This is a genomic window from Myceligenerans crystallogenes, assembly GCF_039529775.1.
Taxonomy (GTDB): domain Bacteria; phylum Actinomycetota; class Actinomycetes; order Actinomycetales; family Cellulomonadaceae; genus Myceligenerans; species Myceligenerans crystallogenes.
The window spans coordinates 352430-364963 of record NZ_BAAANL010000002.1; the positions used below are offsets into that span (position 1 = coordinate 352430).

Below are 12534 nucleotides of genomic sequence, written 5' to 3' on the forward strand. Positions count from 1 at the left end.
GCGCAGATCCCCCAGTTCCCCGACGGCGCGGCCCGCCGCCTCCCCCGCGGCCGCCTCAGTTCGCGGCCGCGAACTGCGTCCGGTACAGCTCGGCGTAGAGGCCGCCCGCGGCCAGGAGCTCCGGGTGGGTGCCCTGTTCGGCGACCCGACCGTCGTCGAGCACCACCACGAGGTCGGCGTCGCGGATCGTGGACAGGCGGTGGGCGATGACCAGAGAGGTGCGGCCCGCGAGCGCCTCGTCCAGGGCGGCCTGGACGGCCGCCTCGGAGGCGGAGTCGAGGTGGGCGGTGGCCTCGTCGAGGAGGACGACGTCGGGCGCCTTGAGCAGGAGGCGGGCGATGGCGAGGCGCTGCCGTTCGCCGCCGGAGAGGCGGTAGCCGCGGTCGCCGACGACGGTCGCGGTGCCCTGCGGCAGGCCGGCCACGAGGTCCCAGATCCGGGCGCGGCGCAGCGCGGTCTCGAGGTCGGCGTCGGTGGCGTCCGGGCGGGCGTAGCGGAGGTTGGCGGCGACGGTGTCGTGGAAGAGGTGGGCCTCCTGGGAGACGACGCCGACCGTGTGGCGCAGCGATTCCTGGGTGACGCCGCGCAGGTCCTGCCCGGCGATCCGGACGCTGCCCGACGTCGGGTCGTACATGCGGGTGACGAGGTGCCCGATGGTGGTCTTGCCGGCGCCGGAGCGGCCCACCAGCGCGATCATCGATCCGGCGGGGGCGGTGAAGCTGACGTCGCGCAGGGTGTCCTGCGCCTGTTCCTGGGCGGGCAGCGTGACGGACTCCAGGCCGGCGAGCCCGGCCTCGCCGGCGGAGGGGTAGCGGAACGACACGGCGTCGAGCGTGAGGCCCGCGCCCTGGCTCGCGACGGCGTCGCGCAGGTCGGTGGCGTCCGGGGCGTCGGTGACGGTGGGTTCGAGGTCGAGGATCTCCAGCACCCGCTCGAAGCTGACCAGGGCGGTCATGATGTCGACCTGGACGTTCGCCATGGCGGTGAGGGGTCCGTAGAGCCGGTTGAGGTAGGCCGCCAGGGCCACGACGACGCCGACGGTGAGCGTGCCGGAGATGGCCTGCAGCCCGCCGGTCCCGTAGACGACGGCGATCGCGAGGGACGCCATGGTGGTCAGCCCGACCCGGAACCAGGTGCCCAGCAGCGCGCGGCGCACGCCGAGGTCCCGGAGCCCGCCGACCTGGGCCGCGTAGCTCGCCGACTCGCGGGCCGGGTCGCCGAAGATCTTGGTGAGGTGCGCCCCGGCGACGTTGAAGCGCTCGTTCATGAGCTGGCCGGCGTCGGCGTTGAGCTCGTAGGTGCGGCGGGTGAGGTCGGCCAGGCGCTTGCCGAACCAGCGCGCGGGGATCACGAACAGCGGCGTCACGATCAGGGCGAGCAGCGTGATCTGCCACGACATGACGAACATCGCCGCGAGCGTGAACGCGACGGTGAGCGCGTTGGACAGCACCGTCTGCAACGTCCCGGTGAAGGCCTGCTGGGCGCCGAGCACGTCGCCGTTGAGCCGTTGCACGAGCGCGCCGGTGCGGGTGCGGGCGAAGAAGGCGAGCGGCATGCGCTGCACGTGGTCGAAGACCGCGGTGCGCAGGTCGACGATGAGCCCCTCCCCGATGCGGGACGAGACCCAGCGCTGGGCGACCGCGATCGCCGCGCCGGCGACGGCGAGCCCGGCGGCGGCTCCCGCGAGCGCCACGACCAGGCCGCGGTCCCCGGCGGCGATGCCGTCGTCGATGAGGTTCCGGAACAGCAGCGGTACCGCGGTTCCGGCCGCGGCCTCCAGGACGAGCAGCGCCGCGAACAGCACGAGCCGCCCGCGGTACGGGCGGGCGAACGCGAGGATGCGGCGCACCGTGTCGCGCGCGAGCCGGCGCCGGGCGACGTCCCTGTCCTGCATGAAGGAGCGCATCGACTTGCCCTGCCCCATGCCGCGGGTCGTGTTGTTCATGGTCACGCCCGCCACGCTAGCCCGGGTCACTGACACCCCATCGCCAGGGCGGTCGAATCGGAGGAAACTTTGATTCAGCCGCAACCTTTCGCGCTCCCCGTCCGTCATGAACAGTGGACGCGGCGGCAGCCTCCCCCTGTCTCGCCGCCGCGTCCGCCAATCCCCCCACGACACGCGCGGCGCCGCGCGTCCTGCGCCCGGTGTCAGACACCCGCAATAGCCTGTCGCCCATGACCACCTCCGCCCTCCCGCCCGACGCCGTCCGGCGGCTGCGCCTGCGCGCACAGGGCCTGGCCCCTCGCCGGGACCTGACCCCGGCCGGCGTCGTCGGGCACATGATCGCCCTGCAGGGCCAGGACCTCCCGGCCGTGCTGCGGGCGATCGCGATCCGCAGCCGCCCCGGCACGACGGTCGACGACGTGCGCGCCGCGTTCGACGCCGGCGAGATCGTGCGCGGCTGGACCCAGCGCGGCACGCTCTTCGCCACCACCCCGCGCGACCTGGCGGCCCTGTGCTCCCTGACGGCGCAGCGCGTCAGCCACTCGATGCGCAGGATCCGCGAGACGGAGGGCCTGGACGACGCCGTGATCCGCGACGCCGCCGCCGTGGCCCGTGAGGCGCTGGCCGACGGCGGCGTCTCCCGCGCCACCCTGATGGACCTGTGGCGGCAGGCCGGCGTCCCGGTCGAGGGCCAGCGCGGCTACCACCTCATCGTCCAGCTCGCTCTGGAGGGGATGCTGCACTGGGGCCCGTTCGCGGGGACGCAGCAGCTCATGGTCGCCACCCCGGCGCCGTCGTCGTCCGGCGGGGGCAACCCGCCCGCCCCCGGCGCGCCGGAACAGGAGCTGCGCCGCATCGCGCGCGCCTACTTCGCCACCCGCGGCCCGGCCACGGCGGACGACCTCGCCTGGTGGCTCGGGCTGCCCAGGACGCCGGTGCGGAAGGTGGTCGCGGAACTCAGGTCCGGCGGGGCGGATTCCCCGCCCGACGCGCTCCGCACGATCACGGTCCGGGACGTCGCGGACGCCGGGACCGCGGAGCTGCTGGCCGACCCGGGCCTGCTCGATCCGGGGCCCGGGGACCCCGAGCCGTCGTCGTCGGCCACCGCCCCGGCGGTCGTCACGCTCGTGCCCGGCTTCGACGAGACCGTGCTCGGCTACCAGGACCGCGCGTTCGTGGCCTCGAAGGAGGCCATGAAGACGGTGGTCCCGTTCACGAACGGCGTCTTCCGCCCGGCGGTCCTCCTGGACGGCCGCCTCGTCGGCACCTGGCGCCGCGCCCCGAAGAAGGACGAGCCCCCGTTCGAGCTCATCCCCGGCATCCCCGCCCGCGACCAGGAGGCGATCGCCCGCGCGGTCGCCTCCTGGGACCTGGCCTGACCCCGGCCCCGGCCCGGCGCCGCAGCCCGGCACGTCCCCGCCCTACGCCGCCTCGATCGTCCGGGCCACCTGCGCGAACGCGTCCAGGACCGTCCGGACCGCCAGACGCTCCGCCCGGTCCGGGCGCGCCATCGCGACCACGTACCGGCCCGCGGCGATCCCCGCGACGGGCCGCAGCGCCAGCCGCGGGTCCGACGTCGTGTACCGGGGCAGCACCGCCACCCGGTCGCTCGCCGCCACGAGCGCCTCGACCAGCCGGTTGTCGCGCAGCCGCTGCACCACCCGCAGCGGCCTCCCGGCCGCCGTCTCGACGGCGAGCCGCAGGCTGTCGAACGGATACCCCTCGGGCACGCCGTACCACTCGCACCCGGCCAGCTCCGCGGGCGTGACCTCGGCCGACGCGGCCAGCGGATGCCCCGCCCGCAGCGCGACGTCCAGCGGCTCGCGCAGCAGGGGCACCGTGGTCAGCCGCTCCGCGCCGTCCGGGACGGGACCGGTCAGGCTGTGCCCGACGACGACGTCGTGGTCCCGCACCAGCCGCGCGTAGGCGGTCTCGGCGACGTCGACGTCCGTGCACTCCAGTGCCACGTCCGTGCCCTCGAACCGCTCGAGCACGCCGGGCAGGAGCACCGCCGCCGCGCTCGGCAGCGCCGCCACGGTCACGGTGCCCGACGGCGACCCGACGTACGCGTCCCACCGCGCCTGCACCTGGGCGACCGCCCTGGCCAGGTCCGATGCGGCGTCGGCCAGGAGCCGGCCCGCCTCGGTGAGCCGCACGCCGCGCCCCGCGGGCTCCACGAGCGGCACGCCGAGCTCCCGCTGCGCCGTGCGCAGCTGCTGCGACACGGCCGACGGCGTACGGAACGTCGCCGCGGCCACGGCCGTGACCGACCCGCGATCCGCCAGTTCCCGCAGCAGCTCCAGGTGCCGCGGGTCGATCCGCGCGAGGTCGGCGCGCGCACGGCGCCCCGGCGCCGCCTTCCCGTCCGGCACATCCATGAAGGAAGCCTACACAGTGATGTAGAAACATTCGCTTGTCCTACAACCCCGACTCCGCGCAGACTCGCCGCATGCCGCTCAAGCACCGCCTGCTCGCCCTCGTGGTCGCGCTGATGTGGGGACTCAACTTCCTCGCGATCGACGCCTCGCTCCAGCAGTTCCCGCCGTTCCTCCTCGTCGCGCTCCGGTTCACGCTCATCGCCGTGCCCACCCTGCTGCTGATTCCCCGGCCCCAGGTCCCGCTGCGCTGGCTGATCGGCTACGGGCTCGGCTTCGGGACGCTCCAGTTCCTCTTCCTGTACTGGGCGATGGCCGCGGGCTTCCCGCCCGGGCTGGCCTCGCTGGTGCTCCAGTCCTCGGCGCCGTTCACCGTGCTGCTCGGCGCGACGGTGTTCCGCGAGCGCGTCTCGGCCCGGCAGCTCGCCGGGCTGCTGGTGGCCACGGCGGGGCTGGCGGTGGTCGGCTGGCAGCAGGCGGCGCAGGCCGCGTTCGCGCCGTTCCTGCTCGTGCTCGCGGGCGGCCTCGGCTGGGCGATCGGCAACGTGTCCAACGCCCGCGCCGCGGCCGGGGCCGCCCGGCGGCCCAACCCGCTGCACGTGGCGATGTGGATGTCGGTGGTCCCGCCGGTACCGATGGCGCTGCTGTCCCTGGTGGTGGAGGGGCCGGAGGCGATCGCCGCCTCCTTCGCGCCCGGGCCCTCGTTCTGGCCCGCCCTGGCGGGTCTCGCGTACACCGTGCTGATCGGGACGCTGGCGGCGTCGGGCGCCTGGACCTGGCTGATGTCCCGGCACCCGGCCGGCACCGTGGCGCCGTTCTCGATGCTGGTCCCGGTGGTCGGGCTGAGCTCGTCGGCGCTGCTGACCGGGGAGGACCTGGGGCCGGCGGAGCTGGCCGGGGCGGCCCTGGTGATCGCGGGCGTGCTGTGGGGGTCGCGTGTCCCCCCTGTCACATCTCGCCGTCCCGCCGCGTCATCAGAGCAGGAACGCGAGCGGGACGCGGCCGGCGACGGTTCGCAGGCCCCCGCCGGGAGAGGATGACACCATGAACGACCACGGCCCGCCGGCCGGCACCCCGGCCGGCACCACCACCGACGCCGCCCGCGACGAACTGCTCGGCCGCCTGCGGCCGCTCTCCTTCGCGGTCGCCTACCGCATGCTCGGCAGCGTGACGGAGGCGGAGGATGTCGTGCAGGAGGCGCTGTGGAAGGTCTCCCGGCAGACGCAGGAGCCCGAGGGCCTGCGCAACCCCGAGGGCTTCGTCACCACCGTCACCACGCGCCTCGCGATCAACGTGCTCCGCTCGGCCCGCGCGCGGCGCGAGACGTACGTCGGGCCGTGGCTGCCGGAACCGCTCGTGTCGGGGCCGGCGGGACGGCCCGGCCCGGTGGCCGTCGCGCACGCCACCGCCCCGCCCGACGCCGCCGCCCACGCCGAGCTGGCCGACGAGCTGTCCACCGCGTTCCTCGTGGTCCTGGAGACCCTCAGCCCCACCGAACGGGCCGCGTTCCTGCTGCACGACGTCCTCGGCTACCCGCACGGCGAGGCCGCCGAGATCATCGGCACCAGCGTCACCTCCGCCCGGCAGCTCGCCTCGCGGGCCCGCCGGCGGATCACCGAGAGGCGGAGCGCGGCGCTGGAGAGAACGCCCGCCCGCCAGGAGCGCGACGACGCCCGCCGGCTCGTGGAGCGCTTCCTCGCGGCGGTCGAGCACGGCGACGTCGACGAGTTCGTCGACCTCCTGGCCGAGGACGTCGTCTTCACCGGCGACGGCGGCGGCAACGTCCCCCGCGGGCTCGCGTTCACGCGGCCGTTCGGCGGGCGCGAGCACGTCGCGCGCGCCATCGGCGGCTACACCCAGCACGGCGAGCAGTCGCTCGTGCGGCTGGTCGGCGCCGAGGTCGGCGGCGCGCCCGGCCTGCTCGTCATGGCCGGCGACGAGATCGGCGGCGGCCTGTTCGCCGCGATGTCGGTCGACGTCGCCGCGGACGACACCGGCAGGCTCCGGATCACCGCCCTGCACAGCGTGGTCAACCCCGAGAAACTCGGTCACCTCGGCCCGCTCGCGGACCTCGGCCGCCTGGCCGCCGCCGTGCACGAGCTGCGCGGGCACCGTCGCGGCCGGTAACTGACATAGCGGAACAATGGAGTAGCGTTCCGCTCGTGACGCGCCCCCGCATGCCCTGGACCCGGATCGGATTCGCCGCCCTCGTGACCGGATCGCTCGTGCTGGGTGCCTGGGGCCTCGCGCTCGACACCGCCGCGATCCCGGGCCGCACCTGGCTCGACGTCGTCTACCACGACATCCAGCTGTTCGTGCTGGGCGCGGACCCGGCCAGCACCGGCGGCGCCCTGTCCTGGCAGCTCCAGCTCGCGCGGTTCCTCGCCCCGGTCACCGCGGTCTGGGCGGCCGTCAGCGCGGTCCGCTCGCTGTTCGCCGAGCGGCTGCGCCGCCTGCGGGACCGCCGGACGCGCGGGCACGCGATCGTCGTCGGGCGCACCGACGCGGCCGACGCCGTCGCCGGCGCGCTGCGCGCCGGCGGTCACGACATCCTGCGGGCCGACGACGCCGCCGGCCTGGACGACGCGGGCCTGGCCGGGGCCGAGGTCGTGTACGCGTGCGACGACGACTCGGCGAACGCCTCGGTCAACGTGCTCACCGTGGCGGCCGTCGCCGACACCGTCCGCGAGCGGGGCCACGGGCCGCAGCGCCTGTACGCCCACGTCGGCGACCCGGAGCTGGCCCTCGCCCTGCAGGCGCGGCACCTGGCGTGCCCGCAGGCGGGCGTCGACTTCTTCACGATCGACCTGCTCGCCGCCCAGTGCCTGGCCGCCGCGGAGGTCCGCGACCTCGGGACGGCGGCGTCGGTGGCGGTGCTCGGGTCGGGGAACCTGGCGCGCGCCCTGGTCGCGGCGCTCGCCCGCGAGTGGGAGCTCGTGACCGGCGGCAGGAGCAGGCTGTCGGTGACGCTCGTGGCCGACGACGCCGACCGCGTCGCCGCCGGGCTGAGCACCCGCTGGGGCGCGGTCGCGAACGCCTGCGACCTGCGCCCGCTGACGGTGATCCCGGACTTCGCGTTCGACCGGATCTACGTCTGCCCCGACGACGAGGACACCGCGCTGCACCTCGCCCTGAGCGAGCCGGTGCTGTGGCGCGGCGGGCCGGGCTCGCTGGTGGTGGTCCTCGACCGGCTGGCGGGCCTCGGGAAGGTGTTCGGCGCGAGCCCCGCCCACGTGCTGGACGACCTGGGCGGCCGGCTGCGCACCGTCATGGTGCGCGATCTGCTGGCCCGCCACCGTCACGCCGAGCCGCGCGTCCACGAGGACATGTACGACCGCCTCGCCCGCGCCGTCCACCACGTCTACCTGCGCAACCAGCTCGAGCGCGGCGTCGCGTGGGAGAGCGGGCCGGCGATGCGCCGCTGGGAGGACCTGAGCGAGGACCTGCGCGAGTCGAACCGCGGCTGGGTCATCGGGCTCCCGGGCCGGCTCGAGCGCGTCGGCGGCACGACGGCGCCGCGCAACGGCGGCCCCCGCGGGGGCGAGATCCCCACGGGGGCGATGCTGGACGAGCTCGCCGTGGCGGAGCACGACCTGTGGGAGGAGGTCCGGGTCGCCCTCGGCTGGCGGCACGGCCCCGTCCGCGACGACGCGCGCAAGCTGCACCCGGGGATCGGCGTCCCGTGGCACGACCTGACCGAGGCCGAGAAGGACAAGGACCGCGACGTCATCCGCAACCTCCCGGAGATCCTCGCGGAGTTCGGCCTGGAGCTGGTCTTCTACGACCTGCGCGCGGCCGCCCACGAGCCCGGGCAGCAGCTGACCGGCAGGTGAGGACCCCTCGCCGTCAGCGCCCGGCGACCGGTGCCGCCGGGAGGATCGGCGCGGCGACCAGCGCATGTGCGTCCATGGGCAGTGGCGCCACCCGCTCGACGACCAACCCGGCCCGATCCAGGAGGAGGCTGATCTCGTCGAGAGTGCGGTGCCGGCCTCCGGTCGTCATCAGCAGGTGCAGGTCCCACAACGCGGGCAGCAGGGTGGGATCGTCGTCGTCGACGAACCGATCGAGGACGAGCAGCCGGGACGATGAACCGGCCATCCCGCGACGGCAGTTCGCGAAGACCTGGACCACCAGATCGTCGTCCCAGCCCGCGAGCACCCGGCTGAGGAGGTAGACGTTCCCCCCTGCGGGCACCCCCGCGAACATGTCGCCCCCGACCAGGCGTACGCGGTCCAGGCCGACGGCGGCCGCCAGATGCTCCTTCGCCCTGGGGATCATGTGCTCACGCTCCAGAAGCACTCCCGAGGCGTCGGGCGTCGCGCGCAGGATCGACGCGAGAAGCTCCCCGCCACCGCCGCCGACGTCAACGATCTCGCGGCCCCCCGTGAAGTCGAAGACCTCCGGTACCCGGTCGAAGAACATGCTCGCGGCGTTCATGGTCGCCTGAAACCGCCGGGCGGTACCGTCATGGTCGCCGAGGTACTCGTAGAGCGGCTCCCCGAAGGCGATCTCGAATCCCGATCCGGCCGTGGCGACGGCCTCGTGGGAATGCGCCCAGGCCGCATAGAACTCCTCGCCGTAGAGCAGGCACATCTCACTCAGGGATCCCGGCCCCGTGATCAGCGCCTCGCTCAGCCTGGTGCTGCGATAGCCGCCGGACTCATCGCCCTCGAAGACGCCCATCGCGATCATCAGCCGCATCAGGCGGCGGATGCCCTCGGGATCAGCCCCTGTCTCCTCGGCGAGCTCCCTGCTCGCCGTCCGGCCGGCCGCGACGTGGTCGGGCAGCTTGAACCTGACGGCGGCGTACAGGGCCTGGGCCCTCCAGCCTCCCGTGATCATCTCGATCACCTCGCGGGTTACCTGCGTGTCAGCCACTTTCAGACCTCCTGTGTGCGCCGTTGCGAAATCACGATGATCGGTCTTCGTCGGGCGTGACCTGCCGCTCGAACGCCGTCGTCCCCCGGGCTACCCGTCGATCCCCAGGTGCCGCAGCACCGCCAGCACCCGGCGGTGCGCGGCCGCGTCCTGCGGCAGGTCGAGCTTGACGAAGATCGCGGCCACGTTCTTCTCGACCGCGCCGTAGGACAGCACGAGCCGGTCCGCGATCGCCCCGTTGGACAGCCCCTGCGCCATCAGCGCGAGCACCTCCCGCTCGCGCGGGGTCAGGCGCACGAGGCCGGGATCCCCGCCGGAGCGGGCGGCGCCGAGCAGCTGGGTCACCACCTCGGGGTCCAGCACCGTCTCCCCCGCCGCGACGCGCGCGAGCGCGCCGGTGAAGTCCCGCACGTCGGCCACGCGGTCCTTGAGCAGGTAGCCGACGCCGCGGGCGTCGGCCTCCAGCAGGCGGGACGCGTACGTCGTCTCGATCCACTGCGAGAACAGCAGCACCGGGAGCCCGGGCAGCCGCTCGCGCAGCGCGAGCACCGCGCGCAGGCCCTCGTCGGTGTGCGACGGCGGCATCCGCACGTCGGCGACGACGACGTCCGGCGGGGTCCCCGCGTCCGCGAGCGCCGTGACCTCGGCGACCAGCGCGTCGCCGTCGGCCACGGTCGCCACGACCTCGTGCCCGCGCCGGGCGAGCAGGGCGGCGAGGCCGTCGCGCAGGATCGCGGAGTCCTCGGCGATGGCCACGCGCAGGCCGCCGGTCTCCCCGGCGTGGGGCGCGGGGGTCACGGGCGGGTGCTGGTCGGGAGCGTCACGGTCACCACGGTAGGCCCTCCGGGCGGGCTGATCAGGTCGAACGCGCCGTCGACGGCGTGCACGCGGTCGCGTAGCCCGGCCAGTCCCGTGCGCTTGCCGGATCCGTCGTCGTCGAAGACGACGGCGCCGCCGCGGCCGTCGTCGCTGACCTGGACCACGACCCGGCGGCCCTGGCGTTCGACGTGGACGTGGACGGCGGTGGCTCCCGCGTGCTTGGCGGCGTTGGTGGTGAGCTCGGCGACGGTGTAGTAGACGATCGACTCGACGGCGGGGGCGAGGCGCGGGTCGTCGACGCCCGGGGCGACGTCGGCCCGGACCGGGAGGGGTGCGCGGGCGGCGAGGGTGCGCAGCGCGACGGCGAGGCCGCTGTCGAGGGCGGCGGGGTGAATGCCGCGGGCGATCTCGCGCAGTTCGGCGAGGGTCTCGAGGGCCGAGGCGTGGGCGGTGTCGAGCAGGCCGGTCGCGGCCCGCGGGTCGCCGCCGTCGGAGAGCTGCTCACGGGCCTCGTCGACCTGCATGGCCACGGCGACCAGGCGGGCCTGGGTGCCGTCGTGCAGGTCGCGTTCGATGCGGCGCAGGCGCGCGTCGGCGGCGTCGACGGCGACGGCGCGGGACGCGCGCAGCTCGGCCATGCGGACGGCGCCGCGGGTGGGGCCCAGCAGGGCCTGGGCGAGGACCGTCAGCAACATGGTGAACAGGCGCTGGAGCCACGGCCAGAGGAACAGCAGCAGGACGCCGGAGGCGACCGCGACGAGGAGTTCGTTGGCCTGGCCGACGACGAGATCGCCGTAGAGGCCGTCCTCCATCGCGTCCAGGGGCAGGTAGCGGTACCAGATCGGGTAGGTGACGGAACCGAGCGCCACGGCCAGGAACACGGTGCTCACGACGAATCCGGCCACGACCACCGGGAACGAGACGATCAGGTACAGCCACGCGCGCCAGCCCGAGCTGTCGCCGAGCAGCGAGCCGATCCCGCGCCAGAACCCGCGGCCGCGGACGAACACGGGCGGTTCGGGGATCTCGACGTCGAGCGTCTGGCGCAGGGCCAGCCGGTGCAGGGCGCCCCAGCCGCGGGCACCGACGATCAGGCCGCCCCCGACCCAGAGGCCGGCGACGGTGACGGCGAGCCCGGCCAGCAGCGCGATCGTGACCCAGCCGTAGGCGAACCCGAACGGGGCCACCAGGAGCGCGATCCAGAGGTAGCCGTACTCGCGCCAGGTGCGGGAGCGGAAGGGGGCGGTGAGGAAGCCGACGGGCCGGGCCGCCGGCCGCGCGGCGGGCGCTCCGGACGGAGCGGGCGAGGTCATGGTGCTCATGGTTCCACCTTGGCGAACGGACGGGCACCCGGGCCAGGGTGCCCGCCGGTGGACCAGGGGTAGGGCGGTCCCCCGTGCGACCCGGCACCGGTGATTCTGCCGATGTGCGCCCGCCCGGTCCGGGGTGAATCTTGATCGCGCCCGCCGGCGTCCGGCGCCGGACGCCGGCGGGCATCCACGAACGGCCACGTCAAGGAGGACGAACCGTGCAGCACTCACACGTCAGTTCGCGGCGCTCGCGCCGCGTCACCCGCCTGGCCGCGGGACTCGCGGCCGCCGCGCTCGGGTTCGCGGGCCTCGCGGCCGCGGCCGGTCCCGCGGCGGCCGCCGACAACCCGTACCAGCGGGGCCCGGCCCCCACGGTGTCGAGCATCGAGGCGAGCCGCGGCTACTACGCGACGTCGTCGCGCAACGTGTCGTCGCTCGCCCGCGGGTTCGGCGGCGGCACCATCTACTACCCGACCACCACGAGCGACGGCACGTTCGGCGTGGTGGCGATCTCCCCCGGGTACACCGGCACGGAGTCCACGATCGCGTGGCTCGGCCCGCGCCTGGCCTCGCAGGGCTTCGTGGTGATCACCATCGCCACGAACTCGCTGTACGACCAGCCGGCCTCGCGCGGCGACCAGCTCCTGGCCGCCCTGGACTACGTAGTCGCCAGCAACGACATCGGCCCCCGCGTGGACCGGAACCGCCTGGCGGTCATGGGCCACTCCATGGGCGGCGGCGGCACCCTGGAAGCGGCCGAGGACCGCCCGTCGCTCCAGGCGATCGTGCCGCTCACGCCCTGGAACCTGGACAAGACCTGGGGCGACGTCTCCGTCCCGGCGCTGGTCTACGGCGCGGAGAACGACTCGATCGCCTCGACGTCGTCGCACGCCGTGCCGTTCTACAACAGCCTCGGTGGCGAGAAGATGTACCTGGAGCTGAACAACGCGAGCCACTTCGCGCCCACCAGCTCCGACGTGACGATCGCGAAGTACTCGATCGCGTGGCTCAAGCGGTTCGTGGACGACGACACCCGGTACGACCAGTTCCTGTGCCCGGTGCCCACGAGCTGGACGTACCTCTCGGAGTCGCGCGGGACCTGCCCGCTGAGCTGACCGGGCTCCACCCGGGAGAACACGCCCTCGATGACGCGTACCGGCTGGTCGGACCCACCCTGAGGGTGACATTCCGACCAGCCGGTATGCTA

Annotated in this window: 10 protein-coding genes; 5 read left to right on the top strand and 5 right to left on the bottom strand. The window is 74.6% G+C overall.

Translation table 11 applies throughout. The features are described 5' to 3' along the window. Positions 1 to 55: 55 nt before the first annotated feature. Positions 56 to 1945 carry an ABC transporter ATP-binding protein gene (locus tag ABD208_RS06330; protein WP_344101211.1) on the bottom strand — a complete coding sequence of 630 codons (1890 nt, stop codon included), beginning with the start codon at positions 1943 to 1945 and terminating at the stop codon, positions 56 to 58. A gap of 230 nt (positions 1946 to 2175) precedes the next feature. Between ABD208_RS06330 and ABD208_RS06335 the strand changes: the two genes are divergently transcribed. Continuing rightward, complete coding sequence (locus tag ABD208_RS06335; protein WP_344100681.1) at positions 2176 to 3324, top strand: winged helix DNA-binding domain-containing protein; 1149 nt, start codon at positions 2176 to 2178, stop codon at positions 3322 to 3324. Between the two features lie 42 nt (positions 3325 to 3366). Here the strand turns inward: ABD208_RS06335 and ABD208_RS06340 are convergent, their stop codons facing one another. Continuing rightward, complete coding sequence (locus ABD208_RS06340; RefSeq protein WP_344100683.1) at positions 3367 to 4323, bottom strand: LysR family transcriptional regulator; 957 nt, start codon at positions 4321 to 4323, stop codon at positions 3367 to 3369. Positions 4324 to 4394: 71 nt separating this feature from the next. Here ABD208_RS06340 and ABD208_RS06345 point away from each other — a divergent pair, with 71 nt between their 5' ends. Genes ABD208_RS06345 through ABD208_RS06355 form a run of 3 tightly spaced genes read left to right on the top strand, consistent with a single transcriptional unit; the run spans position 4395 to position 8153 of the window. Continuing rightward, positions 4395 to 5360 carry an EamA family transporter gene (locus ABD208_RS06345; protein ID WP_344100685.1) on the top strand — a complete coding sequence of 322 codons (966 nt, stop codon included), beginning with the start codon at positions 4395 to 4397 and terminating at the stop codon, positions 5358 to 5360. A 4-nt stretch (positions 5361 to 5364) separates the two neighbouring features. Continuing rightward, positions 5365 to 6447 carry a sigma-70 family RNA polymerase sigma factor gene (locus ABD208_RS06350; protein WP_344100687.1) on the top strand — a complete coding sequence of 361 codons (1083 nt, stop codon included), beginning with the start codon at positions 5365 to 5367 and terminating at the stop codon, positions 6445 to 6447. Between the two features lie 35 nt (positions 6448 to 6482). Next, positions 6483 to 8153, top strand: a complete 1671-nt coding sequence (locus tag ABD208_RS06355) for a RyR domain-containing protein (protein WP_344100689.1) — start codon at positions 6483 to 6485, stop codon at positions 8151 to 8153. A gap of 13 nt (positions 8154 to 8166) precedes the next feature. Here the strand turns inward: ABD208_RS06355 and ABD208_RS06360 are convergent, their stop codons facing one another. The 3 genes from ABD208_RS06360 to ABD208_RS06370 all read right to left on the bottom strand — a co-directional run bounded on the left by ABD208_RS06360 (position 8167) and on the right by ABD208_RS06370 (position 11339). Beyond that, positions 8167 to 9198 carry a methyltransferase gene (locus ABD208_RS06360; RefSeq protein ID WP_344100691.1) on the bottom strand — a complete coding sequence of 344 codons (1032 nt, stop codon included), beginning with the start codon at positions 9196 to 9198 and terminating at the stop codon, positions 8167 to 8169. Positions 9199 to 9288: 90 nt separating this feature from the next. Further along, positions 9289 to 9960, bottom strand: coding sequence for a response regulator (locus ABD208_RS06365; RefSeq protein WP_344101212.1), 672 nt, complete (start codon positions 9958 to 9960; stop codon positions 9289 to 9291). Between the two features lie 32 nt (positions 9961 to 9992). Next, positions 9993 to 11339 carry a sensor histidine kinase gene (locus ABD208_RS06370; protein ID WP_344100693.1) on the bottom strand — a complete coding sequence of 449 codons (1347 nt, stop codon included), beginning with the start codon at positions 11337 to 11339 and terminating at the stop codon, positions 9993 to 9995. Between the two features lie 206 nt (positions 11340 to 11545). Between ABD208_RS06370 and ABD208_RS06375 the strand changes: the two genes are divergently transcribed. Beyond that, positions 11546 to 12442 (top strand): alpha/beta hydrolase family protein, encoded by an 897-nt coding sequence (locus tag ABD208_RS06375; protein ID WP_344100695.1) that lies wholly within the window; start codon positions 11546 to 11548, stop codon positions 12440 to 12442. Positions 12443 to 12534: the final 92 nt, after the last annotated feature.

Coding starts and splice junctions, on each gene's coding strand:
- ABD208_RS06330 (WP_344101211.1), bottom strand. CDS start 1,945: ATGAACAACACGACCCGCGGCATGGGGCAGGGCAAGTCGATGCGCTCC.
- ABD208_RS06340 (WP_344100683.1), bottom strand. CDS start 4,323: ATGGATGTGCCGGACGGGAAGGCGGCGCCGGGGCGCCGTGCGCGCGCC.
- ABD208_RS06350 (WP_344100687.1), top strand. CDS start 5,365: ATGAACGACCACGGCCCGCCGGCCGGCACCCCGGCCGGCACCACCACC.
- ABD208_RS06370 (WP_344100693.1), bottom strand. CDS start 11,339: ATGAGCACCATGACCTCGCCCGCTCCGTCCGGAGCGCCCGCCGCGCGG.
- ABD208_RS06345 (WP_344100685.1), top strand. CDS start 4,395: ATGCCGCTCAAGCACCGCCTGCTCGCCCTCGTGGTCGCGCTGATGTGG.
- ABD208_RS06335 (WP_344100681.1), top strand. CDS start 2,176: ATGACCACCTCCGCCCTCCCGCCCGACGCCGTCCGGCGGCTGCGCCTG.